This window comes from Alkalinema pantanalense CENA528 (assembly GCF_050753345.1).
Lineage (GTDB): Bacteria > Cyanobacteriota > Cyanobacteriia > Leptolyngbyales > Leptolyngbyaceae > Alkalinema > Alkalinema pantanalense.
The window spans coordinates 15,564-42,023 of the sequence record NZ_JBLZFX010000050.1; the positions used below are offsets into that span (position 1 = coordinate 15,564).

At 50.2% G+C, this 26,460-nt stretch carries 27 protein-coding genes and 2 tRNA genes; 10 read left to right on the top strand and 19 right to left on the bottom strand.

Features of this window, described 5'->3' with window-relative positions; genetic code table 11:
• Positions 1 to 165: 165 nt before the first annotated feature.
• Both acsF and ACN4EG_RS16320 read right to left on the bottom strand, forming a co-directional pair.
• Complete coding sequence (gene acsF / locus ACN4EG_RS16315; RefSeq protein WP_431630978.1) at positions 166 to 1,242, bottom strand: magnesium-protoporphyrin IX monomethyl ester (oxidative) cyclase; 1,077 nt, start codon at positions 1,240 to 1,242, stop codon at positions 166 to 168.
• Between the two features lie 213 nt (positions 1,243 to 1,455).
• Positions 1,456 to 1,926 carry a DUF2996 domain-containing protein gene (locus ACN4EG_RS16320; protein ID WP_431630981.1) on the bottom strand — a complete coding sequence of 157 codons (471 nt, stop codon included), beginning with the start codon at positions 1,924 to 1,926 and terminating at the stop codon, positions 1,456 to 1,458.
• A gap of 110 nt (positions 1,927 to 2,036) precedes the next feature.
• Here ACN4EG_RS16320 and ACN4EG_RS16325 point away from each other — a divergent pair, with 110 nt between their 5' ends.
• On the top strand, positions 2,037 to 2,885 hold the full coding sequence (locus tag ACN4EG_RS16325) for an alpha/beta fold hydrolase (RefSeq protein ID WP_431630983.1): 849 nt from the start codon (positions 2,037 to 2,039) through the stop codon (positions 2,883 to 2,885).
• A 106-nt stretch (positions 2,886 to 2,991) separates the two neighbouring features.
• Here the strand turns inward: ACN4EG_RS16325 and ACN4EG_RS16330 are convergent, their stop codons facing one another.
• The 6 genes from ACN4EG_RS16330 to carA form a co-directional block, all read right to left on the bottom strand.
• Entirely contained in the window at positions 2,992 to 3,267 is a 276-nt protein-coding gene (locus ACN4EG_RS16330; RefSeq protein WP_431630986.1) for a DUF1816 domain-containing protein, read from the bottom strand.
• A gap of 171 nt (positions 3,268 to 3,438) precedes the next feature.
• Positions 3,439 to 4,854, bottom strand: a complete 1,416-nt coding sequence (rlmB, locus tag ACN4EG_RS16335) for a 23S rRNA (guanosine(2251)-2'-O)-methyltransferase RlmB (RefSeq protein WP_431630988.1) — start codon at positions 4,852 to 4,854, stop codon at positions 3,439 to 3,441.
• Positions 4,817 to 5,014, bottom strand: a complete 198-nt coding sequence (locus ACN4EG_RS16340) for a hypothetical protein (protein ID WP_431630990.1) — start codon at positions 5,012 to 5,014, stop codon at positions 4,817 to 4,819. The genes rlmB and ACN4EG_RS16340 overlap by 38 nt, the downstream gene beginning before the upstream one ends.
• Before the next feature lie 80 nt (positions 5,015 to 5,094).
• Positions 5,095 to 5,574, bottom strand: a complete 480-nt coding sequence (locus ACN4EG_RS16345; RefSeq protein ID WP_431630992.1) for a Mini-ribonuclease 3 — start codon at positions 5,572 to 5,574, stop codon at positions 5,095 to 5,097.
• A gap of 99 nt (positions 5,575 to 5,673) precedes the next feature.
• The gene (locus ACN4EG_RS16350) at positions 5,674 to 6,024 is read right to left on the bottom strand and encodes an STAS domain-containing protein (protein ID WP_206755622.1); all 351 of its coding nucleotides are present in this window, start codon (positions 6,022 to 6,024) and stop codon (positions 5,674 to 5,676) included.
• A gap of 122 nt (positions 6,025 to 6,146) precedes the next feature.
• A complete protein-coding gene (gene carA / locus ACN4EG_RS16355) occupies positions 6,147 to 7,289 on the bottom strand; it encodes a glutamine-hydrolyzing carbamoyl-phosphate synthase small subunit (protein WP_431630994.1) in 1,143 nt (380 codons plus the stop codon).
• A gap of 265 nt (positions 7,290 to 7,554) precedes the next feature.
• Here carA and ACN4EG_RS16360 point away from each other — a divergent pair, with 265 nt between their 5' ends.
• Positions 7,555 to 8,439 carry a retropepsin-like aspartic protease family protein gene (locus ACN4EG_RS16360; RefSeq protein ID WP_431630995.1) on the top strand — a complete coding sequence of 295 codons (885 nt, stop codon included), beginning with the start codon at positions 7,555 to 7,557 and terminating at the stop codon, positions 8,437 to 8,439.
• Positions 8,440 to 8,536: 97 nt separating this feature from the next.
• Here the strand turns inward: ACN4EG_RS16360 and ACN4EG_RS16365 are convergent, their stop codons facing one another.
• Both ACN4EG_RS16365 and trpD read right to left on the bottom strand, forming a co-directional pair.
• Complete coding sequence (locus tag ACN4EG_RS16365) at positions 8,537 to 9,139, bottom strand: Uma2 family endonuclease (RefSeq protein ID WP_431630997.1); 603 nt, start codon at positions 9,137 to 9,139, stop codon at positions 8,537 to 8,539.
• A 69-nt stretch (positions 9,140 to 9,208) separates the two neighbouring features.
• On the bottom strand, positions 9,209 to 10,270 hold the full coding sequence (gene trpD, locus ACN4EG_RS16370; protein WP_431630998.1) for an anthranilate phosphoribosyltransferase: 1,062 nt from the start codon (positions 10,268 to 10,270) through the stop codon (positions 9,209 to 9,211).
• Positions 10,271 to 11,067: 797 nt separating this feature from the next.
• On the opposite strand from trpD, the gene ACN4EG_RS16375 reads away from it, so the two are divergent.
• Complete coding sequence (locus tag ACN4EG_RS16375; protein WP_431631000.1) at positions 11,068 to 12,087, top strand: EAL domain-containing protein; 1,020 nt, start codon at positions 11,068 to 11,070, stop codon at positions 12,085 to 12,087.
• On the opposite strand, the gene ACN4EG_RS16380 is transcribed toward ACN4EG_RS16375, so the two are convergent.
• A complete protein-coding gene (locus ACN4EG_RS16380) occupies positions 12,025 to 12,429 on the bottom strand; it encodes a DUF4359 domain-containing protein (protein ID WP_431631001.1) in 405 nt (134 codons plus the stop codon). The two genes, ACN4EG_RS16375 and ACN4EG_RS16380, sit on opposite strands and share 63 nt — an antisense overlap.
• 205 nt (positions 12,430 to 12,634) lie before the next feature.
• Between ACN4EG_RS16380 and ACN4EG_RS16385 the strand changes: the two genes are divergently transcribed.
• From ACN4EG_RS16385 to crtB, 5 genes are all read left to right on the top strand, one after another.
• A tRNA-His gene (locus ACN4EG_RS16385) sits at positions 12,635 to 12,707 on the top strand.
• A 193-nt stretch (positions 12,708 to 12,900) separates the two neighbouring features.
• A complete protein-coding gene (locus tag ACN4EG_RS16390; RefSeq protein ID WP_431631002.1) occupies positions 12,901 to 13,836 on the top strand; it encodes an ABC transporter ATP-binding protein in 936 nt (311 codons plus the stop codon).
• 115 nt (positions 13,837 to 13,951) lie between these two features.
• Positions 13,952 to 15,601 carry a hypothetical protein gene (locus tag ACN4EG_RS16395; protein WP_431631004.1) on the top strand — a complete coding sequence of 550 codons (1,650 nt, stop codon included), beginning with the start codon at positions 13,952 to 13,954 and terminating at the stop codon, positions 15,599 to 15,601.
• Between the two features lie 345 nt (positions 15,602 to 15,946).
• Positions 15,947 to 17,368: a 15-cis-phytoene desaturase gene (pds, locus tag ACN4EG_RS16400; RefSeq protein WP_431631005.1), complete on the top strand. Its 1,422-nt coding sequence runs from the start codon at positions 15,947 to 15,949 to the stop codon at positions 17,366 to 17,368.
• A 35-nt stretch (positions 17,369 to 17,403) separates the two neighbouring features.
• Positions 17,404 to 18,336, top strand: a complete 933-nt coding sequence (crtB, locus tag ACN4EG_RS16405; protein WP_431631007.1) for a 15-cis-phytoene synthase CrtB — start codon at positions 17,404 to 17,406, stop codon at positions 18,334 to 18,336.
• 152 nt (positions 18,337 to 18,488) lie between these two features.
• Here the strand turns inward: crtB and ACN4EG_RS16410 are convergent, their stop codons facing one another.
• Positions 18,489 to 18,836 (bottom strand): DUF760 domain-containing protein, encoded by a 348-nt coding sequence (locus tag ACN4EG_RS16410; protein WP_431631009.1) that lies wholly within the window; start codon positions 18,834 to 18,836, stop codon positions 18,489 to 18,491.
• A 221-nt stretch (positions 18,837 to 19,057) separates the two neighbouring features.
• Positions 19,058 to 19,930: a shikimate dehydrogenase gene (locus ACN4EG_RS16415; RefSeq protein ID WP_431631011.1), complete on the bottom strand. Its 873-nt coding sequence runs from the start codon at positions 19,928 to 19,930 to the stop codon at positions 19,058 to 19,060.
• 437 nt (positions 19,931 to 20,367) lie between these two features.
• Between ACN4EG_RS16415 and ACN4EG_RS16420 the strand changes: the two genes are divergently transcribed.
• Entirely contained in the window at positions 20,368 to 20,505 is a 138-nt protein-coding gene (locus tag ACN4EG_RS16420; RefSeq protein WP_431631013.1) for a hypothetical protein, read from the top strand.
• Entirely contained in the window at positions 20,505 to 20,759 is a 255-nt protein-coding gene (locus tag ACN4EG_RS16425; protein ID WP_431631016.1) for a helix-turn-helix domain-containing protein, read from the top strand. The genes ACN4EG_RS16420 and ACN4EG_RS16425 overlap by 1 nt, the downstream gene beginning before the upstream one ends.
• Before the next feature lie 58 nt (positions 20,760 to 20,817).
• Here the strand turns inward: ACN4EG_RS16425 and ACN4EG_RS16430 are convergent, their stop codons facing one another.
• The 6 genes from ACN4EG_RS16430 to ACN4EG_RS16455 all read right to left on the bottom strand — a co-directional run.
• Positions 20,818 to 21,294, bottom strand: a complete 477-nt coding sequence (locus tag ACN4EG_RS16430; RefSeq protein WP_431631018.1) for a VOC family protein — start codon at positions 21,292 to 21,294, stop codon at positions 20,818 to 20,820.
• A gap of 212 nt (positions 21,295 to 21,506) precedes the next feature.
• Positions 21,507 to 21,579, bottom strand: a tRNA-Ala gene (locus tag ACN4EG_RS16435).
• Positions 21,580 to 21,637: 58 nt separating this feature from the next.
• On the bottom strand, positions 21,638 to 22,453 hold the full coding sequence (locus ACN4EG_RS16440) for a creatininase family protein (RefSeq protein WP_431631019.1): 816 nt from the start codon (positions 22,451 to 22,453) through the stop codon (positions 21,638 to 21,640).
• A gap of 64 nt (positions 22,454 to 22,517) precedes the next feature.
• Entirely contained in the window at positions 22,518 to 23,798 is a 1,281-nt protein-coding gene (locus ACN4EG_RS16445; RefSeq protein ID WP_431631021.1) for an MgtC/SapB family protein, read from the bottom strand.
• 3 nt (positions 23,799 to 23,801) lie between these two features.
• The gene (locus ACN4EG_RS16450; RefSeq protein WP_431631023.1) at positions 23,802 to 25,871 is read right to left on the bottom strand and encodes an ABC1 kinase family protein; all 2,070 of its coding nucleotides are present in this window, start codon (positions 25,869 to 25,871) and stop codon (positions 23,802 to 23,804) included.
• Between the two features lie 105 nt (positions 25,872 to 25,976).
• A partial coding sequence (locus tag ACN4EG_RS16455; RefSeq protein WP_431631025.1) for a hypothetical protein occupies positions 25,977 to 26,460 on the bottom strand: 484 nt, incomplete at its 5' end.

Here is a 26,460-nt window from a genome sequence, read left to right on the forward strand (position 1 = left end):
ACGTTGACCCGACTTTACTGTTTACTTGCTTCATCTGTGGCATCTTTTTGTCCGTTGGATCTTTTGATCATGAGCGTAAAAAAACACTCAAAAGTCCATAAAAAAGGCTCTGGTTAACAGAGCCTTTTTTGTTCTACAGAAATCAATGCAAGTTAACTAGCAATCTTAGCGAACGACGCCTTGGGCTGCTTGCATATCGATCGGCTTAATCAAGTAGAGCGCTACCAAGTTCGTGACATTGCTCACATAATGGGGCAACTTCTTCAAGAACTTAATCGGTGCAGGGGCGTTGGAAGCATTAATTTCTGCCAGCTTCTCATTGTTCTGGATGCAGGTTTCCAACCGGGGATAGAAGGAAGGATGATCCACGTCCAGAATGACAGGGAAGACCTTACCGGCTGACTGATTTGTTTTAGTGATGACTTCCCGTTCGAATTCCCGAGTATTGAAGCCCAATGCCTCATAGAAGCCCGTGCGCTGGATGTCATTCAAGTACATCGTTGCGAACACGGACAGCAGGAAGAATCGGCACCATAGCCGCGCCCGCAGACCATTTAAGGTGTAGGGCAACGCTCGCATCACAGCGTCAAAGAAGTCACCGTGACGATTTTCGTCTTGGCACCAGTTTTCAAAGAAGTTGAAGATGGGGTAGAGCTGGTTCTCAGGGTGCTTCTCGAGGTGGCGATAAATCGTGATGTAGCGCCAGTAACCAATCTTCTCTGAAAGGTAGGTGGCGTAAAAGATAAATTTGGGCTTGAAGTAGGTGTACTTGCGGCTCTTGGTCAAGAAGCCCAAATCCAACGACAGGTTGAAGTCAGACATGGCTTTGTTTAAGAAACCAGCGTGACGCGCCTCATCCCGAGACATCAACGCAAACCCTTCTGCCAACAGTGGATTGCGGTTTTTAAGTTTACGGGAGAGCTCCTTGTAAAGCAAAAAGCCTGAAAATTCTGCGGTGCAGGAGCGCTCCAAAAACTCAATAAATAAATTGCGGGTTTCGCCACTAATGTGATCCCAAGACTTATCGAATACGTCACTCCGCACGAAGTGGTGGCGATTGTAGTCGGCGCGAAATTCTTCCATCAATGCCCGCAACTCTTCTTCGTTGACGGACATGTCCATCTGCGCCATCTCTTCAAAGTCTGTTGTATAGAAGCGAGGCGTTAGGATGGTTTCCTTCGCAGGTACTTTAATACCGGGACGAATTTCTTCAAATTCGGGTTTCTTAAGGGAATCTACCATGGGTGCGATCGCTCGTCGTGTGGTTCGTTCTAAAACGCTTCGGCTGTCTAGAAGATGGCAGGATGCGCTGGCACCCAGCAAATAGGCCGATGCTGGATAGCGCCAATTTCGCTACGGACTCTAGTGTATCAAGGCACCTGGTCTAGTCCAGCGGGAAAGCCGGGAAGTTGATGTTTTGTTACAATCTAGCCATCTTTCTACATCAACTTCGACTTAATTCAATGCCAGCCACTTTTGGCCGTTGAGTCGTTGCAGCGTGCCTAATACCAGCAGATCCAAAGTCACTTTTTTCTCGTCAATCCGGAAGGATTCCAGAGTGCTGGCATCGCGTCCGGTGGCGGTGGCGGAGAAGCCCCGTTGACCTTGAATATCTTCGTCGTAGAAATAAATGTTGAACTGGCGCAATTGTTGATTGGCTTGCCATTGGCCGACGACTTGCCAGCACTCCGGAAAGTCTGTATATCCTACCACCGGAATTTTTTGCTTAACAAACTGCAGGGCGACCCCTGCAATTTTGAGCTTTTCAAAGCCCTTTTGCAATGCGGGTAGATAGTCCTGCTGAATAAAGTCGGCAAAGGGTTTAGATTCTAGCGCCGGCGGTTTTTCTTTTTTGGGCTTGGCAGCAGCGGAGTCGGCAGCGGCGGCCTTGGGGGTTGCTTCAGGTTGCTTGTTGGCGTCCGTCATGGGTAGAAATTCTCATGCGATTTCCTCTGAAAAAACATCATAGACGATGGTCAAGGGATCACGTCGTCCGCTAAGGTCGATCGAAGCTTAAGATTACCCAGGATTTTTCAATGGCTGAGTTCGCAAGTCATCAATCCTTTCCGCTGCATGTCACTCGATCGGGCCAAGGCTGGCCGATACTTTGTCTCCATGGGCACCCAGGAACGGGGCGCAGTATGGGCGTTTTTACCCAGCACTTGAGTCAACGTTTTTGTACGATCGCCCCGGACTTGCGGGGCTATGGTCGTAGTCGAACCCGCCGCCGCTTCCAGATGGAAGATCACTTGGCCGACTTAATCGGTGTGTTGGATCAATACCAGTGCGATCGAACGGTGATCCTGGGCTGGTCCCTGGGCGGCATTTTGGCCATGGAATTAGCGCTGCGATATCCAGAACGGGTGAGTGGATTAATTTTGGTGGCAACAGCAGCACGGCCTTGGAGCGATCATCCCAAAGTGGGGCTGCTAGACAATGTGTTGACGGGGGTTGCAGGGCTGATTAATTGGGCGAAGCCGGGATGGGATTGGAATATTACCACCTTTGGCCAGCGATCACTATTCCGCTATTTAGTCCAGCGCCACCAGTCCACGACCTACCAGTATCTCGCCCGCGAAGCGGTCTACGCTTACTTAACAACTTCTCAGCCTGCTACCCACGCTTTGTATCAAGCCATGGGGCGTGGTTATAACCGGGTACCGGAACTCTCGAAAATTCAATGTCCTGTGCTGATGCTCATGGGAGAACAGGATCGCCATATCGCTGCTGCATCTAGCCGAGAAACTGCTAAAGCTCTGCCGAATTGTGAATGGGAATGCTATGACCAAGCAGCGCACCTATTACCGTGGGAGACTCCGGAAGTTCTACTCAATCGAATCGATCGTTGGCTAGCAGATTATCCGGAAGTAACGCGCCTCACGTAGCTTGCGGGGGCAATAAGGGGGGAGATCAGAATCTGTGCCATTCAAACTCGTGAAATCAACGGAGACGTGGCGCTAACACGCCTCCCAAAATCCATGAAACCAGGGACTAACTGGCCGTGTAAGCACTAGACCAATTTCCCACAGTCGGACTGGGTTCATCAGAGATTGTTAAATTTGTAGGTTTACACCGCTTAATTTCAACTCCGACGACTTGAGCCCCCTCTTTCTCTAGGTCCTCAATGTATCCAGGTTGGTCTGCTTTCGCTTCCGACTCAGTCAGAAAAGGACCAAAGTAATAGGTGCAACGAGGGCTGTCAGTGGTAATTTCTACCCACCAAGCCATTCCTAAAAAATCCATTGAGCTAACTAACAACTCTTTCATATTGCTCTGCCAGAAATGATGTCCGAATTTAAATGTGAAACATGGCGCGAGGAAGTCATTAAATCCATTTATAACTTCCTCACATTGAATCTTTCAACGTAATTTCGACACAATTTTGCAGCAATTTGATCGAAAAGAATGGGGATCAGTCGGGGATCACAAATTTATTAATCAACGGAGTGAGGAAACCTTGCGAGTCGTCAGATTAATGGTACTGCTCCAACGCTGTCGATAAATTTCATACAACGCCATTCCCGTTGCCACTGAGGCGTTTAAGCTAGGTGTTGTTCCTGCTAAAGGAATAGAAACTAGGACATCACAACCCTTTTGTGTTGTTAAGCTTAGACCATCTCCTTCCGCCCCAACAATTAGTACCGTTGATTTTGCAAAATCAACAGTGTGAATCGGTTGGCTGGCCTCGCTGGAGGTGCCGTAAATCCAGAACCCCGCTTCCTTCAACTGTTCCAAGGCTCGCACTAAATTCACCACCCGCGCGATCGGGAGTTTTTCCAGAGCGCCTGCTGCCACTTTTCGCACGGTGGACGTCACTCCAACAGCACGTCGTTGGGGAATCACAAGTCCTTGTGCCCCAATGGCTTCAGCCGTTCGAATAATTGCACCTAAGTTATGCGGATCTGTAATACCATCTGCGACAATAATCACAGGCTGAGTCGATTTTTCTTTAGCTTGATCAATGAGATCTCCCAACTCTAGATATTCGTGGGGAGAGACTTGAGCCGCAATCCCTTGGTGGGTAGCTCCCTGGGTGATTTGGCTTAAGCGCTTGGGTTCGACTTCATCAATAACAGCACCACGGGATTTGGCCTCGTTCAACAAACTGTGAAAACGGGGGTCATAACGCAATCGGGAGATCACCCAAATGCGATTGAGGGTGTGTTCATTCTCTAGCGCCGCAGTGACTGCATGTCGCCCATAGATCAGATCAGAATTTTCTGATTCAGAAGACGCCATGATCTCCGCTGTATTCACAGAATCATCGGTAAATCGACTAGGGGTGAAATCCCGATCGCCGTGCGGTGATCGGTCTGCAAATCTATGGTCATTTCGGTGATTCCGGCCTATGGAGGGCCGCTCTCGCCGTTCATCGCGGCCATTGCGATCGATGAACTTGCGATCTCCCCGATCCTCGCGCCGATCTTGATGCGAAAACTTTCGATCACTCTGGCCATTGCGATCGATGAACTTGCGATCTCCCCGATCCTCACGATTATCCCGATCACCGCGCTTAGGGAACTCAACCCGACCATTGCGGTCAACAAACTTCCGCTCAGGACGATCGCTGCGTTGGGCATCGCGATTTGAAAACTTGCGGTCATCACGGCCATTACGGTCATCACGGCCATTGCGGTCAACAAACTTCCGCTCAGGACGATCGCTGCGTTGGGCATCGCGATTTGGAAACTTGCGATCCGCAGAATTAGATGTGCCGCTTGCCTTATCGCGGTACTTACCCCCACTGCCACCACTGCTGCGTCGATCGCCATACTTCGGAGTCCCTTTGCTCTCCGATCTTCCTTCGCCCGATGGGTTAGAGCGATGTCCAGAATGATTCCGTTTGAATGCCATAATCCAAAATCCTGCCAATAAAGCTAAGAGAAAACAAGAAAAAATACAGTCGATCTCGGAGCATCCCCCAACCCGACGAGATCACTGAATACCGCAGGCTGAGAAATCCCCAAGCCTGTTCCAGTCCTTGCGAAAACGCTAGACTGAGACAAATTGTCATGGTTGAATTTCACCGTCAGCCCCATCAGAAAATTGTCTGATCCCATTTGGCTAGTGATTAGGGGCGGACGCAGTGGTTAGTCAACCCGCTCTGTGGGGAGCGGAAAGACTTTCTTCACTGGAATGATTGAGGTGAGACAGTAAGACTTCTAGGCGCTCGGGTTGCACGAGGTATAAGTAGCCAATCAATGCTTCAAATCCAGTTGCCTGCTGATAGATTTGAGCATCCACTCGTTTGTGGCGGGACGAAGCGGCGTTACGGCCTCGGCGAACCCAATCCCACTCGACATCGGTTAAGTGGGGCGCTAACTGCTGAAGATAGTTCGCTTGCGCTTCAGCACGGACTTGAGCAACAACACGGTGGTGATAGGTTTCAATGCGCTGGGGAGGGAGCAGCAGCGCTTGACGGATGTAGAGTTCGTAGACCGCATCTCCAAGGTAGGCCAAGGCAGAGGGCGATAGGGATTGAACTTTGCGCAGGGGCAAAGGACGGGGTTGCAACAAAAATGAACTGCTCAATGAACTGCTCAATGAAGGAGCGGCCTCAGTAGAACTCACCACAGGAACGTAAAAATCACAGAAACATTGCCGAAATCAAATTGGAATAAAAGGGCTATCCAGAGATCTTCTGGATAGCATTATCCTATATCCCTCCAGGGCTCAGGCAGACTTGACATTCGCGATCGCTTCATCCACAGAAGCTTGCAAGGCTAAAAACTTTTCTAGCCGAACCAGCTTAACGGTCTGAGTCACGCGAGGGTTGGTCACAATCTGTAGGGTTCCGGCATCCGATTGCGCTTTTTTAGCAATCTGAACCAGTGCCCCTAAACCAGAGCTATCAATCATGTCGATCTTAGATAAATCCAAGACAACATTTTTGGGGCCTTCATCAAGACACTTATTGAGCACTTTACGGAAAGTGGCCTCAGAAAAAGCATCCAGAAGACCTGTGAGGCGAAACAATTGGTAGTTATCCTTGACTTCGCGAGTGCCTCTCAAGCTAACGGTCAAGGTCAGTTGCTCAGGTATAGCGGGCCTCCTCGCTCCATAGTCCAACAATCCGACGAACCAGTATACACTCTTTCTGACTGAGTCCGCTATTCATTTATTGATGAACAGCATGTTTACTAAAGCTAAGCACGCTGATGGGCTTGCATGGCTTGGACAAATTGCTCAAACAGGTAATCAGCATCGTGGGGGCCTGGGCTAGCTTCGGGATGGTACTGTACGGAGAACATGGGCAGGGTCTTGTGCTTCAGGCCGGCAACGGTACGATCGTTCAAGTTTAAATGTGTCACTTCCACAGTAGCACCGGGTAGGCTCTCAGGATCGATCGCAAAACCGTGGTTTTGGCTAGTGATTTCCACCCGTTGGCTCAATCCTGCCGGATGGTTTAAGCCACGATGGCCAAACTTAAGTTTAAACGTCTCTGCCCCCATGGACAGCCCCAAAATTTGGTGACCCATGCAAATACCGAAGATGGGTTTATTGGCTGTTAAGAGTGCCTGGGTCGTGGCAATGCCTTCGGTAACGGCAGCGGGATCTCCAGGGCCGTTGGACAGGAAAATACCATCGGGATTGTGGCTAAGAATTTCCTCTGCTGGAGTATTAGCGGGTACAACGATGACCCGACAACCATAGCTTGCCAACCGCTTGAGAATATTGCGCTTAATGCCAAAGTCGATCGCGACAACGGTGAATGCTTTGTCTGAAGAGGCCGTGGGGCTAAATTCCCAATCTGCCTCAGTGGCTTCTGTCCATTCGTAGGGGCGATCGGTCGTTACTTCTTTCACGAGGTTCAATCCCGCCATGCTGGGGGCCGCTTGAACTTGCTGGAGTAAAACTGCGGGATCCAAAATTTCCGTCGAGATACCGCCATTCATCGCTCCCGCCGATCGCAGACGACGGGTCAGGGAGCGGGTATCAATGCCGTAAATGCCAATCAAATGGTGTTGGGCAAGATAATCTTGCAATGACTGGGTCGATCGCCAGTTGCTAGGCCGTTCACAAATATTGCGGGCAATCACACCGCGAACGTGGGGCTGCTGGGATTCTTCATCTTGGGGATTGACGCCCGTGTTGCCCAACTCAGGGTAGGTAAAGGTGACAATTTGGCCGCGATAACTGGGATCGGTGAGTACTTCTTGATAGCCCGTCATGCCCGTGTTAAACACCACTTCTCCGATCGTGGTTCCCGTTGCGCCGAAGGAGAAGCCGTGGTAGCTCGTACCATCCGCCAAGACCAGCAAGGCGGGTTGAACTGAAGAGAGGGTCATAGACTCAGCCTGTGCAAATGCCTGTGAAAATAAATCCAGCGTATTATCTCACCTTTATCGAAACCACAACGGGTCAGAATGATGGATTCCTGAAAAATTTCGTTTTCTGGAGGGGCCAAGGTCCTAGGTGGGAAATATCCTGGATACAGACCTTATTTGCGATCCCGTTACCATGGCTAATTTGCGGAGGACTATCCTGAGGACTCTTACAAGGACTCTCCCATTGCATTCTGATGCTAGGAGAGTTGATCCTACAACCAGCCTAATGCGATGGGGATTTGCAGCCACGATCGGTCTGCTCTGCGCCTCTTGCCAAGCACCGACGTTCACGCCGCAGGCCAGTCGCCCTAGTCCGACAGCAAGCGTCACCCCAACGGTCCCCGCCAAGCCAAGCCCTCAGCCGCCTACGGCCTACGGTAGTAAAGCGCTCAGACAGTCCTCAGCGAAGCCGACCGTTAAATTAGTGAGCAGTCCAGTGTTCCAAATGGCGCTGGATAAGGCAGAAAGTGCTGACAGCATTTCCCAATCAGCCCAATCACCCGAGGATTGGAATTTAGTGATCGATCGCTGGAAGTCGGCCATTCAACTGCTGAAACAAACGCCCAAGGGCGATCCAAACTACAAAGAAGTCGATCGGCGTTTAGCGATTTTTCAGGCGGGGTTATCTCGGGCAGAACAAAAACTAGCGCGATCGCAGGGACGAAATACCAGTGAACGCTATGTTGCGGTGGATCCTAGAATTTCTGACGATGGAGAGCCAGTCAGTCTTGCGCCAGCGGGCAATCGTGTTTATCGGGTAGCCATTAAGTATTACCAAGGCGGCATCCCGGTTGTGGATGTGTTGTTCAACGGCAAATATCGTTTTGAAATGATGGTAGATACCGGAGCCAGCGGCACGATGATTACCCAGGATATGGCCCAGTCCCTCGGCGTAGAATCCATCGGCTCCGTACCTGCGATGACCCCTGCCGGAACAACCCAATTCAGCGTGGGCTATCTCAAATCCATGGCCGTGGGGGGGGGCACGATTTATGATTTCCCCGTGGCGATCGGCCCGGTGGCGCTCCTCGGTCACGACTTCTTTGGTGATTGCGACATCAGCATTAAACGCAATCAAAACTTGGTGGAATTTTCTCGCTGCTCCAATTAGGAGAGGTGGGTAGACGGGTGGGAGGGTAGGAGGGTAGACGGGTGGGATGTCCTGGGTTGAATCTTGTGGGCATTCACTGATGTGATTACGGCTTGAGTTACCAAATCGATCTCAGATTGACCCCTAGGCCCGGAAGCTCAGGATCGCCACTGATCGTTTCAGGATGATCTAAAACTTCTACTGCTTGATTTAAACGATAGATATAGACCTGTTGGGCTTGCCGATCGATCAGCCAGCCCAACTGCGCTCCATTATCGAGGTATTCCTGCATCTTGGCTTGCAGCGTCTCTAAACGATCGCTGGTCGATTTCAGCTCAATCACAAAATCGGGACAGAGCGGCGCAAAGGATTGTTGTTCCTCCGGTCTCAAAGCCTCCCAGCGATCGCGGCGAATCCAAGATACGTCGGGCGATCGGGTCGCACCATTGGGTAAGGTAAAGCCTGCACTAGAGTCGAATCCTAGCCCGGTTCCGTCCTGTTCCGCCCAAATTCCCACCTGAACCGCCAAGTTAAAATTCCGGTTGCCTGTATCGGAAAACGTAGGCGACATGATTAGGACTTCTCCTTGGGCAGTGCGTTCGACTCGTAGGTCAGGGTTGCTACGGCAAAACTCATAGAATTGCTGCTGCGTCATCTCCATCAAGGGAGAAAGCTGCACCACGATCGGGCTGCCATGGGGGTGAATCAGCAACTGGGTCATGTTAGCCTCGCTGGATGGCTGATTTCTCCAGTGTAGACTTCTCCGTTGAGGTGGAGCAATTGGTCTGCCTTAAGCCTTCAGAAATGCTACCAATTGCTCTAACTTGTCCCAAGCTGTGCCACTGTCAATCACCGACTGGGCAAGGGTCACACCTTCCGTGATCGAAGATACTTTTTCGCCGACTTGCAGGGCTAATGCCGCATTTAAGGCCACCGCATCCCGTTGAGCCTGGGTTCCCTTACCCTGGAGGATATTGCGCAGAATTTCCGCATTCTCCGGCACATCACCGCCCTTCAATTGCGCGATCGGTGCAGGGGTAACCCCCACTGCCACAGGATCCAAGGTTTGTGTCTGAATCTCACCATTAGCCAGCACTGCCATGTCACTCAGATCGCCTAACCCCGCTTCGTCTAATTTTTCGCGGCCATAAACGACGATCGCCCGCTGTTTGCCCAATTGCTGAAGGGCCTGGGCGATCGGTTGCACCAATTCCGGCTTATACACCCCAATCACCTGCCCTGTCGGATTGAGCGGATTGACCAACGGCCCCAACAGATTAAACACCGTGCGAATTTTTAATTGTTTGCGCAATTCCGATACCGCTTTCATCGCCGGATGCCAACCGGGCGCGAACAAAAACGTCACACCCACTTCTGGCACTGCTGCATGAATTTTTTCCGGTGGCGCGGCCAAGTTGATTCCCAACGCTTCCAACACATCCGCCGACCCGACCCGACTGGAGGCCGATCGATTGCCATGTTTCGCCACGGCAACCCCCGCTGCGGCAGCCACAAACGCGACTGCAGTGGAAATATTGAAGGTGGATGCCCCATCACCTCCCGTACCGCAGGTGTCAATTAGCGGCGTCGGCATGGTTGCGCCCGTACTTACGATCGCCTGACTTTGCAAAATCCCGGCCATTCCCGCCAGTTCATCCCCAGAAACACCCTTGGCTTGCAACGCTGCTAGGATCGCACCCGATAAGCCCTCAGGAATTCCACCACTTAACCAACCTTGCATCAAATCGGCGGATTGGTTGGGGCTTAAGGATTGTCCTTCAAGTAACTGTTGTAACAAGTCTGGCCACTGGGAACTGGATGGGGTCGCCAGAGGGGAAATCGGCTGGGTCATAGAACAGGCTCAATTTACGACTGTGAAAGCTTAAAAAAATCTGTAAAAGAGATCGTCGATTGTACGAGGATATCCGTTGCAAATCTTACCCCAATCTTTCAGGATAGACAGTTTTGGTTCTGGGTCATGCCCACCAGAGGAATCTAAAAGGTTTGTGCTAGTCTGATCTCCAGCTAGACATTGTTATCCAAGTTACACTTAATGATCCTGTCTACGGTTTGAGTTGGCCATGAATCTGGTTTGTCATCCCTCCTGGGGATTTACTTCCTTTTCCATCATCGAAATTAGCAATTTATTCCCAGAAACTGCTCACTCCATCCTTCAAACCAGCGCTTGACAGAAATTATGGATGATTCACATCAGTGGATCATTCACAAACTGAGCGGGACTGAGTTTGGGGGAGCAAATAGTTTAAGGGTGCAAAGTTCAATCCGATTCCAGATCCCTTAACTCCACGATCGTTGTTAAACTGCCAGCAGCTTAGAAAGGTTCAACCCATTGGATACTGGCTAGACTTGCAGTCCAACGGTTCAGTTCAACGTTTCAGTCCGAACGCAGCCAGTCTTCTTTCCAGTGCCAATGTTTCCAGTGCCAATGTTCCCTGTTCTGTTATTCATTTCAGTTGTCTGCATATGCAATGCCCCTCATCGACTTTGAGACCAGGGTTGAGTCACTCACGCCTGAAACTTGTTATTCAACCAAGTGATCCTTCGGTTGAGCAATGCATTACTCTCCTCGGATTTCGGCCCATTCCTTCAGTGCCCATGTTGTGGCAACGGGAGATTGCATCTGGGCAGATGGCGACTTCTCTACAGCAACTTAGTCACTTGGTTTCGGAGGCTGGACAACAAGCATCACGAGGCGTTATTACTGCAATATCACCGGAGTCTCCCCAGTTTTTTTCAGAATTTTTAAAGGCCCAATCCTTAAGTGATTTAACCCGATTAGTGCGCCATAGCTGGTTTGTTTCATTGCTTTCGCAGCAGCGATTATTTTTTCACTACCAACCAATTTTTCGGCTTCGTTCAGGGCAGATTGTTGCCTATGAATGCCTAGCGAGGGGAACGACGGATGATGGCCAGGAACTCAGTGGGCAACAACTCATTGATGCAGCGAAAGCGACTCAACTCACCCATGAATTTGATCACTTGGCGCGGGAAGTATGTTTGCAATCGCTGGCGTTGTTGCTTCAGGCATCTGCCCATTTGCAACAGCAACAGTTTTTTATCAATGTGGTACCCAATGCGATCGCGGAAAACCCAGCCATCCTAGAACAGCATCTCCAGCAGGTAATGGATTTAGGGATTCAGCCACAGCAAATTGTGTTTGAGCTGACGGAAATTGAGGCAGTACGAGCCAAAAGCCATGTTGCCCAAGCAATTCAGCGGATTCGAGACTGGGGCTGTCAGTTGGCGATCGATGATCTGGGGAGTGACGTGGCGTTGAACCACTACTGTTTAGAATTTCGTCCCGATATTCTCAAGCTCGATCGGGCAATGGTGGACGGTTGCAGTCGTCATCCAGTGAAGCAAGTGCTGCTCAAAAGCATGGTACAAGCCGCCCATGATATGGGGATTCAAATTTTAGCGGAGGGCATTGAACATCGAGAGGATTTGCATTTTTGCCAGGAAATTGATGTGGACTTGGCGCAGGGCTTTGCCCTAGCTCGGCCTAAAATTCTCTTGCCCCAAGAGCCATCTCGGGCGGCGGAAACCCGTTTGGCAGACTGGGCTGGTCATTGTCCCTTAGACCCCTTAGAACCGCTTAGATTCCGTGCGATAGACATAGAACTGACCGAGTGCCCCGATCGTTTCTAAGTCGTAGCCGGTTGGAATAGGCAATGCTGAGAGCACCGGAGACATGGAAGCTGGAACGACCGATCGCAACGATAGTTGGGTTTTGTAATAGCTAAATAGCCAGTAATTCTGGCGCTGGGTGTTGCCCCGGATAAAGGCTTTGACCTGTTCTTGATTTTCTTCCACCAAGCGGGGACATTGCTTGGCCAAACCCAGGGGCACTTGGGGGCATAGCTCCGATTTCATTTGATCGATCGCAAAGGCTTCAAAGGCATTCGGTTCAGGATTGGTCGCTGCCATTAAGCCACCAATTCCCAGTCCCAGTAGCACAGTGATGCCTATAATCCATTGCCCAGATTTCATGCCAAGGATGTGGTGAATACTACTATTAACAACGCTCTCTAGGTTAGCCGTTAATGGCTGTCTCGACCGAATCTAACGGGTCAGATCTCGAATTGGTTGGCCAGCCGGATTCTCTAGAAAAATAATTGACTGAAAAAATCCACAGAAAATTTCGTCAACCTATTCCAATTTTCGAAAAAAGTCGCTATATTTGTATACGCGCATGGCGAGCGTAGCCAAGTGGTTAAGGCAGCGGATTGTGGTTCCGCCACTCGGGGGTTCGAGTCCCCTCGTTCGCCCTTTAAGGTGATAACAGTTAAATCAACCAGACACCGGGTTAATCAGTGACCGGTTTAGACTGATTGTCTCACCCATTGTCTGGTTACAGATTTATATCGTAAATCGGCGAAATTCTTCAGATTTAAAAATTTTCTCGACACTTGCAAAATAGCTTGGCCACAATGGAGCTAGTTTTTCGCAAGCCGGGAATTCATGTTGTTGATCACCCGTTCTTTAACTAAGCAATTCGATCGCAAACTTGCGCTCGACCAAGTCAACTTAGAATTGCGGCAAGGGGATGTCTATGGCCTCATTGGCCCCAATGGTGCAGGCAAAACAACTCTATTGCGGTTGTTAGCGCTAGTGGATGAGCCGACCACGGGGGAAATCTTTCTCGATGGGGTGCCGCTTCGCTATGGTGAGCATCTGCCGGAACTGAAGCGTCGCTTGGGATTTCTGCCCGATGACTTTCCACTATACGAAGATTTAACCGTTTGGTTTTACCTAGATTACGTGGGCCGTTTGCAATACCTCACGGAACCCGATCGGGCCCAAAGGATCCAAGAAGTTCTCACCCTAGTGGAATTAGAAAGCAAGCAGCAGAGTGTGATTGGCACCCTTTCACGAGGGATGCGGCAGCGGCTGAGTCTAGCGCAGGCTATTTTGCATAAACCGTCCCTCTTATTGCTGGACGAGCCGGTTTCAGGATTGGATCCCCTAGCGCGATCGCAGTTCCGCCGCATTATCAAACAACTGCAAGCCTCGGGGATGACGATTTTAATTTCCTCCCACATCCTGAGCGATTTGGAGGACTTCTGTACCACGATCGGCATTATGGAACAGGGCCGACTGGTGGAAAGTTCAGTCCTGTCCGATCTATACGACCGACTGAGCAGCCAGCACTTACTGATTTCCGTGGTGGACGACTTGGAGAAGTTGCAACGGTTTCTCGTCGATCGCCCTGAAGTCACTGGAGTTGTAATGGCTAACGATCGCACACTGAAATTGACCTTTGCAGGTAATGAACGCGATCGGGCAGCGCTGTTACGGGCCATTTTGAACGCGGATATTTCGGTAACAGAGTTCTACACCACCCAGGAAAATTTAGAGTCAATTTTTCTCAAGATGGATTATCAACGGACTTCCTAGATTGCCGTTCATTCGATGGATATGGGGTATCGCCTGATTTCAGTGTCTCCATTTCCATCACACAAGGCTTATTCAAAAATTCTGAGTTTTCAAAAAACTTAAATTGCAGATTGACATGATTTATCCTGCTTGGCTCAATCAAATTGGCGATCGCAATCCCCAGTTACTCCGGGAATGGCGGGGGCGTCTTCAGGTACGCAGTTTCCTGGTCACCCTGGGGCTCGTGGTGTTGGCCGAAGTTCTTTTTGCAGCCTCTTACATTAACCGTCTACCTGGCCCCGATCGTGCCTACAGTTCGTTTTGTTTGAACGGTGACTATAGCCCTAATTGTTTGATTGATTGGAGCAAATGGTGGTTGAGTATGTTTCGCGATCTCAACTGGCTCATGCCCTTTGCCATTTTTCTACCGGGGATCTATGGCCTGATTACGGACATTAACCAAGAACAACAACGGGGCACCTTGAACTTTCTGCGCCTCAGTCCGCGATCGAGTCAGAATATTCTCCTCGGCAAACTGCTGGGCGTGCCATCGTTACTCTACATTGCCCTCCTCGTTGCCTTTCCCCTTCATGCCTACGTTGCCCTGCATGTGCCCAACGGCTTGGGCTTTTTAATTAGCTACTATGCGGTGTTTGGGTTGACGGGAGCCGTGTTATTTACCGCCGCCCTCTTCATCGGCTTTAGCGGACGGGGCGGACAAAATACACCAATGGCTTGGGTGTCGGGCAATGCCTTGGCAGGGTTGGCCCTAGCTGGAGCCTTTGTCATTCCCAGCCTTTGGACTTGGAACAGTGTTACAGTCTGGAACTTTTTTCCGCAGTTCCTCACCACTTGGAACGATGGGCCAGCCAGTCGCATCGATTGGTTTACGATTCCAATTAACCGTAATCCCTTCCTAGCCACCCTGTTTACCCTCAGCAATTTAGCCATTGTGACTTTTCTGATCTGGCGAATTTTGCAACGGAGTTTTCGCAATCCCAAAACGACGTTGATTAGTAAACGTCAAAGTTATGGCATCGTCGGCTATGCCGCAGTGTTGATGGTGGGATTTGCCATGCAATCGGACTATGTGACGGGCAAGCTCTCCCAGGATTATTGGCTAGGAATCATGGGACTGTTGATTAGTACAATGACCTTTGGCTTTTTGCCATTACTGCTGAGTCTTTCAATCCCACGTCAGATGGCATTGGACTGGCTGCAAGTTCGCAAGGCGATCTCCCTACAGCACCGCGAGCAAACTGGACGATGGCCATCTCCCTGGCGAAAAGCAGCCATTTCAGATTTAATCTGGGGCGATAAAAGCCCTGGGATCACCGCGATCGCGATTAACCTGCTCTTGGTTAGCATTGCCTTCTTTTTGCCGCTGTCCTTTGTGGAGACGTTCGATCGCTTTCGGGCGTTTGTCGGGCTGGGGCTCGGTGTCGCGCTGGTATTGATCTACGGCTTGATTGTGCAGTGGATGCTATTACTACAAACGCCAAAGCGAACTATTTGGGCAGTGGGGAGTCTTTCGTTTGCTGTGCTCTTTCCTCCACTCGCGGCCTTGATTTTGGCGATCGGGGATGGTGAAAGCCTAGTAGCCAAGTTTCTGATGTTATTCTCGCCAGGATTTTGGGCGATCTTGTCAACCGATCGCAGCCTATCTTCAGGATTGGGAATGATTGCTGTAATTGTTCAATGGATCCTCATTATTGGCCTGGGAAATGCCCTATGGTTGCGCTATCGGCAATTGAGCCGTGCCTTACAGCATAGTGATTCTGTATAGCGATGCTGCGCCCTAGAAGATTTCCCTGACAGCATTAAATTGACCAATGTTAACTTCCTACGTCTTACCTCCTTGAGCCGTAGGAATTTTTTATCTAATTTGGTAGATTCTCTCTTTAGACCGTCCCAGAATGTAACGGCTTGTAACGTATAATCAGACAAATATCGTCAGACATCAGATTGTCTTTAGATCTGTCTTGAGATATTCAGTTATTGGTTAATCTCAATGCTGAGCTGTTGGGATTAACAATGGGAATTTCCCCTTTAACGGTTGACTGTTTGGCTGACGTTTGTTCGTTGACATTTTTTGCTAACGTTTGTTGTTTAGGTTCGCGGAAGGGTCTTCATGCGTGTTGCGATCGCCGGAGCCGGCCTAGCAGGGCTTGCTTGTGCCAAATATCTGGTTGATGCGGGCCATCAGCCGATCGTCTATGAAAGCCGGGATGTGCTGGGTGGTCTGGTGGCTGCCTGGAAGGACGAAGATGGCGATTGGTATGAAACCGGGCTGCACGCATTTTTTGGAGCCTATCCCAACATGCTGCAACTGTTGCAGGAACTGGGAATCTCCGATCGGCTGCAATGGAAAGAGCACGCACTCATTTTTAACCAACCGGAGAAACCGGGTACCTACTCCTACTTCAAGGTGCCGGATATTCCAGCCCCCTTCAACGTCATCATGTCGATCGTGAACAACAACGATATGTTGACCTGGGAGCAAAAATTCCGCTTTGCCGTTGGGCTGTGGCCGGGGGTTGCCTTTGGCCAGAAGTATGTGGAAGACATGGATAAGTACAGTTTGCTGGAATGGCTACGCAAGCAAGGCGTGGACGATCGGGTGAATTCCGATGTGTTCATCGCAGCGTCCAAGGCACTGACGTTCATCAATCCCGAAGATGTCTCCGCAACGATTCCCCTAACGGCGATTAACCGATTCCTGCGGGAACGCTACGGCTCTAAAATTGCCTTCCTCGATGGATCCCCCACCGAGCGGCTCTGTCAACCGATCGTGGACTACTTTACCGAGCGTGGCGGCGAAGTCCACCTGGAAAAACCGCTGAAGGAAATTGTGCTGAACGACGATGGTTCCGTGAAGCATTGGGTTATGCGGGGGTTAAATGGCCAACCCGATGAGATTGTCGAGGCCGATATCTACGTCTCTGCCCTATCCGTAGATGTGATGAAGGTGTTAATGCCTGCCCCTTGGAAGCAGATGCCCTTCTTCCAGAAATTAGAGGGCTTAGAGGGTGTTCCGGTGATTAACCTGCACCTCTGGTTCGATCAGAAGTTGACGGATATTGATCACCTGTTGTTCTCGCGATCGGACTTACTGAGTGTGTACGCCGATATGAGCATCACCTGTAAAGAATACGAGGATCCAGACAAGTCCATGCTGGAATTGGTGCTGGCTCCTGCAAAGGACTGGATTGATAAATCCGAGGAAGAAATTCTTGCTGCGACCATGCAGGAACTGGAAAAGCTATTCCCCCAACACTTGAAGGGCGATAATCCTGCTAAGCTTCGTAAGTATAAAGTGGTGAAAACCCCTCGATCGGTTTACACGGCCTCTCCGGGTCGCCAAGCCTATCGACCGGATCAGGTGACACCAATTCACAATTTTTATCTCGCAGGTAGTTACACAATGCAGCGTTATCTTGGCAGTATGGAAGGTGCTGTGCTTTCTGGTAAGCTATCAGCGCAGGCGATCGCCAAAGCGCACCCCGCTAATTCCACGGCTGGAGCACCCCGTGCCCTGGCGACTGCTGGTTAAGAACATCCTTTGCCAACCTTCGCATCTGCACTAGAATGCTGCAACTGCCTGAGTCTCCGCGTGTGAAAAAGTCCCTGGCTTCGGTCGAAACTGCCTACGAGTCCTGTCGTCAGGTGACAGCGGACTTTGCGAAAAGTTTCTACCTCTCAACGTTGCTGATGCCTACCCAAAAGCGTCGCGCAATTTGGGCAATTTACGTCTGGTGTCGGCGGACAGACGAATTGGTGGATGGGGCGGATGCTAAAAATACGACCCACGAAACCTTAGATGCTTGGGAAGAGCGCCTAGAAGATCTCTTTGCGGGCTATCCCCAAGATGATTTTGATGTGGCGTTGGTCGATACGTTAGAACATTACGACCTGGACATTCAGCCCTTCCGAGACATGATTGAAGGGCAGCGGATGGATCTCTATCGCAACCGCTACGAGACCTTTGAGGAGTTAGAACTGTATTGCTACCGGGTGGCGGGCACCGTGGGACTGATGTCCACTACCATCATGGGTGTGGATGAGTCAGCCCAAACTGCTCCGTGGAATATTAATAATCCTCCCTATTTGCCCATCAAAGAAGCGGTGGCTTTGGGGATTGCGAACCAGTTAACCAATATTCTGCGAGATGTGGGAGAGGATGCCCGACGGGGACGAATTTACCTGCCGCTCGAAGATCTACATCGCTTTAACTACACCGAAAAAGATTTGTTGAATGGGGTGTTGGACGATCGTTGGCAGGCGCTGATGAAGTTCCAGATTCAGCGGGCCAAACAGTTTTTTGACGAGGCCGATCGGGGGATCACGTTCCTCAGTGTGGATGCACGCTGGCCGGTATGGGCCGCTTCCATGACCTATAGCTGGATCCTGGGTGAAATTGAACGCAACCAGTACGATGTCTTCAGCAAGCGAGCCTATGTATCGACGGGGCGTAAGCTGTTGGCCTTACCTGTTGCTTTCATGCGGGCTAAGGTGTTGTAAAGCAGCTGATGGAACTGGCTGGCGGAAATCGTAAAAACTGGATGAACGAAAGGTACGATCGGGAAGGCCGTCTTGTCTTCCCGATTGTCGTGTTTTAATCCCTGTCTAATTGGAGTTGGACTGGCTAATTAGATTGGTTCAGTTTCAGAAGTTTAATCAAAATCTGGAGACCGCATGGAGGGATCAAAAATTTGATCTTCCAACTCCATGCGTTGCTCCATCTGACGGAGAAAATATCCAGTCAGCATTGCCGATGCAAGCAGTCCCGCCAGATTTTCTCGATCGGTCGTTACTTTCACCTGAAAGCCTTCCGAGGGCAATACCCCCAATAGACCCTGGACGTTGTGGGAAATAATTTGTTTGACCTGGGGACTGACAGAGCGGGCAACCCGTTCTAAAACTTCCGGTGGCTGATGTTGCAAATACCGCAGCAGGGCATTGGCATCCATCATTTCACTGTCTATTCTCAAATAATTTGCACTGTCTGGATCAAAAGACATGTAGTTCAACAAACACGATAAATCATATTGTTGCATTTCTTGAGAAAATGTGCCCGTTTTCCCAAGAAGTCCATCAACTTGTGCTTTCGGTCATTGGCTTTCAGTTATTTGGCTGATTTTTTCAGTAATGGCCTACGTGCGGACGCTTGCTAAATGTCACATCGAGAGACATTATTCAAGCGACAGTATTCAAGCGACAGTACGAGGCTGTCGAACGGCGGCTAAATCAGGCCGAGATGCTGTTGCAGGGCTTTGCGCATGGTGTCCACAGGAACGGTGTCTTGCTGTGTCCAAATTTTGAGGGCGGCTGCTCCCTGCTGAACCAGCATTTCTAGTCCGTCGATCGCCAAGGCTCCGCGATCGTGGGCTTGCTTCAGGAATTGGGTTGGGTTCGGGATATAAATCAGGTCATAGGCAATGGCGTTGCTGGAGATTAAGGCAACTTCGGCGATCGTGAGCGGCGATTGGTCAACCTGAGGGTGCATTCCGATCGGGGTTGTGTTGACGATTAAGCCTGCGTTGGGTAAGAGATCGGGGAGCATTTCCCAGGGATGGACGGAGAGTGCTTCAGCGAAGGTGGAACTCTGCCAACTGTCTTGAAAATGTTGCAATTTATCAGGATTGCGTCCAACCACTTGGATCGTTTTGCAACCGAGTTGGTTACAGCCCGCTACCACCGCACGAGCCGCGCCCCCATTGCCTAAACATAGGACATTGACCGTACTCCAATCCCGATCGAGGGCTTGCAAGGGGGCGAGAAATCCAGCGACGTCGGTATTGGTACCACACCAGCCTGATTCATTGCGCCAGACGGTATTGACGGCACCCACCGCGCGGGCTAGGGAGGAAACTTCAGCGAGATGAAAAATGATGGCTTGTTTATGGGGAATAGTGACGTTAAACCCCTGTAAACCGACTGCTGCAAAACCCGCGATCGCATCGGTTAGGTTTTTCCCTTGCACAGGAAACGGCAGGTACACGCAATCGAGGCCCATTTCTGCCAATGCTGCGTTTTGCATGACGGGGGACAGCGAATGCTCGATCGGATCGCCAATAATGCCCAGTAGTTTTGTTTTTCCCGTAATAGTCAGCATTACGTTTTTAACTCCCAACAAATTACCTTTCTGAGAGTTGATCATACAGGGATTGAAAACTTTTCTGGATAGGTATCAGCTAGCATAGATAAATCAACCTAGTCGAACACAATCTCTACATAAGCATTTTGTAATCGCTCTAGTTTTAGAATTTTGTGATTTTTTTGTAATCGATCGGTCAATAATTTATGATGCTAACCAAGTTCAAGAATTTATATCCTTAACATATTTATTCAGGTTAGTGATACTGAATCTGAGTGAATCAACCACTGATGGCCAAAACTGTTATGTTTGATATTTATTTTTAAGAGAGGCTATTTCTTTCCCAGAATCCTTTATTCCCACTACGTAAACAAAGGATAATTTTGAGTATGCGTATCATAGCTCGTAGTACTCTCTGTGATTACTAGGGAAGCCATTCAGATGTTGAAGATGCATTGAAAACTGGGTATTACGAAGCGTCTCCGGCTAGTTGGCAAAGTCCAGCTGACATTAAAGACTTTCATCGTAATGGAAGTATCATTGTAAACGATCGTGTTGCCTTCAATATCAAATCGATATTTTCAGCACATTAGTGGAAGCCTACGAAAAAACAACCATCCCGATCTACTTTCCTGACCCGATCGAAGCAATTCAGTATGGTATGGAAGTACACGGATGGTCTCGGCGAGACCTAGAGTCTTGCATGGGTAGCCGATCGCGAGTCTCAGAAATCCTATCCCGTAAGCGTTCTTTGACCTTAGAGATGATCCGCAAGCTGCATCAACAATTAGGAATTCCCGCCGAAGTATTCATCCAACCTTACAGGTCGTTACAAGCACCCGCTTAATGAGTGTTCCCTATTGAGCATAGGGTCTTGTTTGCTGTAGTCAATAACAGATTAATCACTAATCAGCAGTCGGACTGTGTTCCTCTGGTTGATCCAGTGAAAAATCCCAGAACGTTGCCTCAATTTTATGGCCATCTAAATCCCGCACAAAACAACCATAGTAGGGATCGCCATAATCAGGTCGGGGGCCTGGAGCGCCGTCATCTCGTCCACCCGCTTGCAATGCCGCGTCGTAAAAGGCATGAACCGCATCCTTCGTCGGTGCAATGAACCCGACATGCGTTCCGTTGCCGACATTGGCCGGTTGTCCATCGATCGGAATTCCTATCCAGAACTCCGGGTAAACCTTCCCATAGGCGACGGCACCAGGATAATCCATCAGTCGTCTGTAGCCTAATGTTACCAATACGGCATCATAAAAGGCGACAGCCTGTTCAAACTGATTGGTTCCCAGCGAAATATGGGACAGGATACTGGGGTTTTCTTCGATACCAGTGGAACTTTGAGCAGGTGAAGTGTGAGTTTCAGAACACATATTTTCCTCCGGACAATCTATGTCCAGCAAATAATGCAATAGACAGTGCGTCGAATTTTGGTTCTGTCATGCTCAGGGTGAAGTCCAACGATCCTACTTACCAGCATCGTTTCCAATGACTTTGAGACTGGCCGCAGTGTGTCTGCCTCCCAAGAAACTCGGCAGAACATTACCGTCAAACACAGTCAACAACCAAACAGTGCAGTTAAAAATGGAGCTAAGCGGATTCGAACCGCTGACCCCTTCAATGCCATTGAAGTGCTCTACCAACTGAGCTATAACCCCTTACGGTAAACTAAGTTACCGCAAAATTTCCCCTTCGTCAAGTCTCACCCAGGAATTTCTAGTCCTCGCGCCACAACTGCGGTTGCCGAAAATGATGCACATCCTCAATCACCTGCGCCCAACCATCGGCCAGGGACTCCAAAATCCGATCGCCTTTTTCCTTTGTGGCGGCAGTTGCATCCCCAATCACCCCGCTGCGGCTGATATCCCGTGTTGTCCAAGGAATCGGCAAATTGCGCTCCAACGTTAGTAAGCTATCCTCCGGCAACCCGTGGGGATATTCTGTTACTGCACGATACATTTTTACTTGATCCGGCAAAATGGACAGCAGCAAACTGGTCTCCGCATCGCCAGCATGAATCCCGAGCCAACCTTCCTTTTCGGTTAGCAATTGTTTGGTAATGTGGGGGACGCGCCAAGTGAAAAAGGGAAACACCTCGAAGTCCTCATGGGCCACATGTAAATCCCGTGCCACGATGTCCATAATTTGTGGTTGGCCGCCATGGGAGTTCATCAGAATTAACTTGCGAAATCCCGCGCGATATAGACTTTCTCCCGTCTCCATCAATACATTCGTTAACGTTTGTGCAGATAAAGTGATTGTGCCGGGAAAGTGCCAATGCTCATTGGATTTGCCATAGTACAGCGAAGGCATAGCGTATGCAGGGACAGCGGTATCCAACTGATCGAGGGCTTTGCCTAACACCGCCATCCCGATGGCAGAATCTACAACTAACGGTAAATGTGGGCCATGTTGTTCGATCGCGCCGACAGGTTGAATTATTACAATGCGATCTTTGTCGGGTAGATCGCGAATATCTGTCCAAGTCAAGTATGGATAAAATCGCTCCGGTGGAATGAATCCATGCATCATGGCAACGCTAAACTCCAATGAATAACAAAAAAGAACAACAAAAAAGCGAGAGCAGTATCACAATTTACAACCAAGTGATTAACGGTAGTAATCCAACAATCGCTAATCCAACTAACAATAAACAACTTTGTCGCCTGACCGATCGATCGGAAAAACTAAATGCATAAATACTTTTAGCCATATTGTTACTCGCCGCCGCGATTAAAATCGCTGCACTGGCCACCGGTAGTGCGGTCATTTTCCCTGCCGATTGTGTTAATCCTAAAATAAATGGATCAACATCCGTCACGCCCAAAATTGCGGCTAACCCATACAAACCCCGATCGCCTAGATAGGTCGATGTGTAGTGGGTCACTACTGCAATCACCACAAACAGCAGCGCAAATAAGAATGCAGACTTCAGTTCTAAAGGATTTTGGGTTACTTCGTGACTGGCTGTTGAGTGCGTTGTTACAGTAGTAGAATCCTGACGAGTCAGCCAGAACCAACCAACACTGACTCCGATCGCGGCTAGAACGAGTAACGGAATCAACAACGATCGGGCCAATGGTGGATTAAATAAATACAGCAAAAACGCAAACCGTAAATACATCACTCCTGATGCCATCAAAATTGCGCCGGGGTACCGCTGGGGATAGGGATCCTGCGCCGACTTTTTTGCCAAGGCCACCGTCGTGACCGTAGAAGAATAGGCTCCCCCTAACAACGCTAAAATTGCCAGCCCTCCTCGCCCTTGAGTGACCCGCTGCAACAAAAAACTGGCATAGGAAACCGTACTCACCGCCACCACCACCAGCCAAGTTTTAAAGGGATTAATTTCAAAGGGACTAAACGACTGATTGGGGAGAATCGGTAAAACGACGATCGTTAAAAATAAAAACTTGCCCAACGTCAAAATATCGTCTGGCGAAAAGCGATGCACCAGCCCTTCCAGCACCGACTTGAGTTCTAGCAAGATCAAACTGGTAATCACAAAGGTGCAGGCGACCCAATAGTGCTCATAGTAGACCAACGGCCCCACCAAGTAGGTGCCCAAGGCGGTCATTTCCGTCGTGAGTCCTGCCTCCTGGGTCGATCGACGGATCTTGTTCCAGTAGGACAGCATCATAAAGCCGCCCACCACAAACAAACCTACTGCAACCGGCAACCGATCCTGATTCGCCAGAAACGCTAGCCCATAGCCCAGCAGTCCAATCAGCGGGTAAGTTCGCACGCCCCCAAACACATACCGCCCTGGCTCTGACTTCTGTTCTTCCCGTTCTAGACCAATGAGAAAGGACAAAAACACAACGAGACAGAGCTTGAACACATCAGGGGGAATCACCGTCGCGATCGCAGAAACCATCCATTAACGCCGGGTAGTAGACAGGGAAGAGGATGAAGCACTTGTAGAGACGGTAACCCGCTCCAATTCCGCTGGGGGTTCCGTAAGCAATACCTCTCGGATGAAGCGTGCTAAGGCCCGCTGCGCTAACCCTGTAGCAATCTGCTGTCCCATCTGTTGCGCCTCCGATCGCAGTACCAAGCGCGGCAGAAGATTTAAAATCCGATTGGGATCAAAGCCTTGGGTTTCCTGAAGAATCGCCCAAATTTGTTTGATATGGCCGAGGGTCGCTTCCTGCTCGATCGACATCTGCGGCGACTCCACCGCAAAGCCCAACCGTGCGCCCACTGTAGAGGTCAGCCGTTGCCAAGCCGTTTGTCCCAAGGTGTCAACACTGTTGATGATTTCATTCACCAAACGTTGACGGATATATTCGCCCCGTTCTGAGAAGAGGAAATCTAAAGCTTGATCCAGCGAGCCGCTAATGTCATATTCCATGCTGCCTTTGGCATTGCGTAGCAGGTTCTCTAACCGATTCCACCGGAAGCTATCATCCTTGAAGAGTAGGTCTTTTAGGGAGGTGCGCAATTCCGGGGCGGGATCCGTCAGCAATCGCTTGGCAATGTAAGGATAGGCTTCACTGAGCACCTTAAATTCTGGATCGACGTTGATCGCAATTCCTTCTAAGGTAACCAGCGATCGAATAATTAACGCAAAGTAAGCGGGTACGCGGAAGGGATATTCATACATCAGCGCCGAGAGTTTATCGGTAATCGCTGCAATATTAATATCTGAAACACTTGCACCCAATGCATCTTGGAAGACAACGGCAAAGGCGGGAATGATAGGTGTTAGATCTGTATCGGGTGACAGGAATTCTAGCTTAACGTAATCGTTGGCGAGTCCTTCAAAGTCACGGTTGACCAAATGCACGATCGCTTCAATCAGCCCATAGCGTTGGTAAGGCTGCATCTGGCTCATCATGCCGAAGTCCAGGTAGGCTAGCTTGCCGTCGGGGGTGGCCAGGAGGTTGCCGGGGTGGGGGTCAGCGTGGAAAAAGCCGTGCTCCAGCAATTGCCGCAGGGAGCATTGCACGCCGATATTGACGAGATAGGTGGCATCAATCCCCTGTTCCGCCACTTCTTTCAAGTTCGTCAACTTCGTCCCTTCGATCCATTCCATCGTCAGGACACGACGCTCGGTGTAATCCCAGTAAATCTTGGGGACGTAAATATCTGGCAGATAGCCATAGAGGTCGTTGAAGCGCTCGGCGTTGCGGCCTTCCTGGGTGTAGTCCATCTCCTCGAAGATACGCCCCGCGAATTCATCCATGATGCCGACTAGGTCGCTACGAACCCGACTGAAGGTGCGCATGGCCCAAGCCGACAGGCCCCGCAGGATGTAGACATCTAGGGCAATACTGCGTGCTAGGCCCGGTCGCTGCACTTTAACGGCTACTTTTTCGCCGGTTTTCAACGTGGCTTTGTAAACTTGACCGAGGGAGGCAGCAGCAACGGGGGCCGGGGAAATTTCGTCAAACAGGTCGATCGGATCTTTCCCGAGTTCCTCCCGAATAAACTGGAAGGCAATTTCGTTGGGGAAGGGCGGAATTTGATCCTGTAGCTTGGACAGTTCTTCCAGAAAGACGGGGGGCACTAAGTCGGGGCGAGTGGAAATGGCTTGGCCAATTTTAATAAAAGCGGGGCCGAGTTTGGTGAGCAACTCCCGCAGTTGAATGGCGCGATTGCGTTGCTCGGTAATTTTTTTGCCTTGCCGGTTGTCCGACCAGATTCCCAGGGTATAGGTTAACAACGGTAGAAAAATCCCTACCGTTCGACTCCACACCTGCCAATAGCGCGATCGGTAATAGTCCGCGATCGCCTCCGGTTGGTACCGCAGGGGCAAGCCGTTATGGTCGGTGCCAAATTCCTCAGGGCGACGATCGACTCCGCGACGATCGGCAATCTGGCGATCCCTCCCCCCAAAGGCCCCATTCCCGTTGGATGGCACTTCTGGAATGGTCGTGGCCTGGGTATCCACGGTGATGGTTGTGGATCCTGGCTGGGGCATGGCATCGGCAGGTCGATAATTCATAGGAGACGATCGCGTTTACTCGCTTTGTTAAGCATTGTAACAAGACTGAATCAGCCCTTACGTCTAGTAAATCACGTTCATCTAAGGATGACAGTCGGGTTTCGCCTACTCTTGTTGGGGGGGAACCTTCCAGATTGCTGCGAATTGGTTAAGTAATGATGACTGATCGTCGGGATCCAGGGTGCGGAAAATTTGTACCGTCGGGTACCAGGGAGTGGCCGATGGGGTGGTAGATTGCCCGTAACCCCACACCCAATGGCTAGGACTAGGCAGCATTAACCACACGGGTTTCCCCAGAGCCGCTGCGAGATGGGCGGCTTCGCAATCAATGGTGAGTAGACCGTCCAACGCCGCGATCGCCTGAATTAACTCAGCGCGATCGGTACAGGTTTTCTGCGGAATCCCAGCCTGTTCTAGTTGGGTCTGTTCCTCGGCAGTGAGGTGAGATTGCAGACTGATCCAGGGGTGGGAGGGTGGGAGGGTGGTTAGGAGTTGCTCCAGGGGGCACGCGCTAGGAACTTCGAGGTTGTCTGCGGTGCGGTTTGACCAGATGAGGCCGAGGGGTTGGGGGTGGGAGAGTGGGAGAGTG

What these genes read in the sequence shown, in the direction of transcription:
- ACN4EG_RS16360 (WP_431630995.1), top strand. Translation starts at nt 7,555, where the DNA reads ATGCGATGGGGATTTGCAGCCACGATCGGTCTGCTCTGCGCCTCTTGC.
- crtB (WP_431631007.1), top strand. Translation starts at nt 17,404, where the DNA reads ATGCTGCAACTGCCTGAGTCTCCGCGTGTGAAAAAGTCCCTGGCTTCG.
- ACN4EG_RS16330 (WP_431630986.1), bottom strand. Translation starts at nt 3,267, where the DNA reads ATGAAAGAGTTGTTAGTTAGCTCAATGGATTTTTTAGGAATGGCTTGG.
- ACN4EG_RS16445 (WP_431631021.1), bottom strand. Translation starts at nt 23,798, where the DNA reads ATGGTTTCTGCGATCGCGACGGTGATTCCCCCTGATGTGTTCAAGCTC.
- ACN4EG_RS16380 (WP_431631001.1), bottom strand. Translation starts at nt 12,429, where the DNA reads ATGAAATCTGGGCAATGGATTATAGGCATCACTGTGCTACTGGGACTG.
- ACN4EG_RS16450 (WP_431631023.1), bottom strand. Translation starts at nt 25,871, where the DNA reads ATGAATTATCGACCTGCCGATGCCATGCCCCAGCCAGGATCCACAACC.
- ACN4EG_RS16320 (WP_431630981.1), bottom strand. Translation starts at nt 1,926, where the DNA reads ATGACGGACGCCAACAAGCAACCTGAAGCAACCCCCAAGGCCGCCGCT.
- ACN4EG_RS16340 (WP_431630990.1), bottom strand. Translation starts at nt 5,014, where the DNA reads ATGACAATTTGTCTCAGTCTAGCGTTTTCGCAAGGACTGGAACAGGCT.
- carA (WP_431630994.1), bottom strand. Translation starts at nt 7,289, where the DNA reads ATGACCCTCTCTTCAGTTCAACCCGCCTTGCTGGTCTTGGCGGATGGT.
- ACN4EG_RS16430 (WP_431631018.1), bottom strand. Translation starts at nt 21,294, where the DNA reads ATGTGTTCTGAAACTCACACTTCACCTGCTCAAAGTTCCACTGGTATC.
- pds (WP_431631005.1), top strand. Translation starts at nt 15,947, where the DNA reads ATGCGTGTTGCGATCGCCGGAGCCGGCCTAGCAGGGCTTGCTTGTGCC.
- rlmB (WP_431630988.1), bottom strand. Translation starts at nt 4,854, where the DNA reads ATGGCATTCAAACGGAATCATTCTGGACATCGCTCTAACCCATCGGGC.
- ACN4EG_RS16395 (WP_431631004.1), top strand. Translation starts at nt 13,952, where the DNA reads ATGATTTATCCTGCTTGGCTCAATCAAATTGGCGATCGCAATCCCCAG.
- trpD (WP_431630998.1), bottom strand. Translation starts at nt 10,270, where the DNA reads ATGACCCAGCCGATTTCCCCTCTGGCGACCCCATCCAGTTCCCAGTGG.
- ACN4EG_RS16410 (WP_431631009.1), bottom strand. Translation starts at nt 18,836, where the DNA reads ATGTCTTTTGATCCAGACAGTGCAAATTATTTGAGAATAGACAGTGAA.
- acsF (WP_431630978.1), bottom strand. Translation starts at nt 1,242, where the DNA reads ATGGTAGATTCCCTTAAGAAACCCGAATTTGAAGAAATTCGTCCCGGT.
- ACN4EG_RS16390 (WP_431631002.1), top strand. Translation starts at nt 12,901, where the DNA reads ATGTTGTTGATCACCCGTTCTTTAACTAAGCAATTCGATCGCAAACTT.
- ACN4EG_RS16415 (WP_431631011.1), bottom strand. Translation starts at nt 19,930, where the DNA reads ATGCTGACTATTACGGGAAAAACAAAACTACTGGGCATTATTGGCGAT.
- ACN4EG_RS16375 (WP_431631000.1), top strand. Translation starts at nt 11,068, where the DNA reads ATGGCGACTTCTCTACAGCAACTTAGTCACTTGGTTTCGGAGGCTGGA.
- ACN4EG_RS16365 (WP_431630997.1), bottom strand. Translation starts at nt 9,139, where the DNA reads ATGACCCAGTTGCTGATTCACCCCCATGGCAGCCCGATCGTGGTGCAG.
- ACN4EG_RS16325 (WP_431630983.1), top strand. Translation starts at nt 2,037, where the DNA reads ATGGCTGAGTTCGCAAGTCATCAATCCTTTCCGCTGCATGTCACTCGA.
- ACN4EG_RS16440 (WP_431631019.1), bottom strand. Translation starts at nt 22,453, where the DNA reads ATGATGCATGGATTCATTCCACCGGAGCGATTTTATCCATACTTGACT.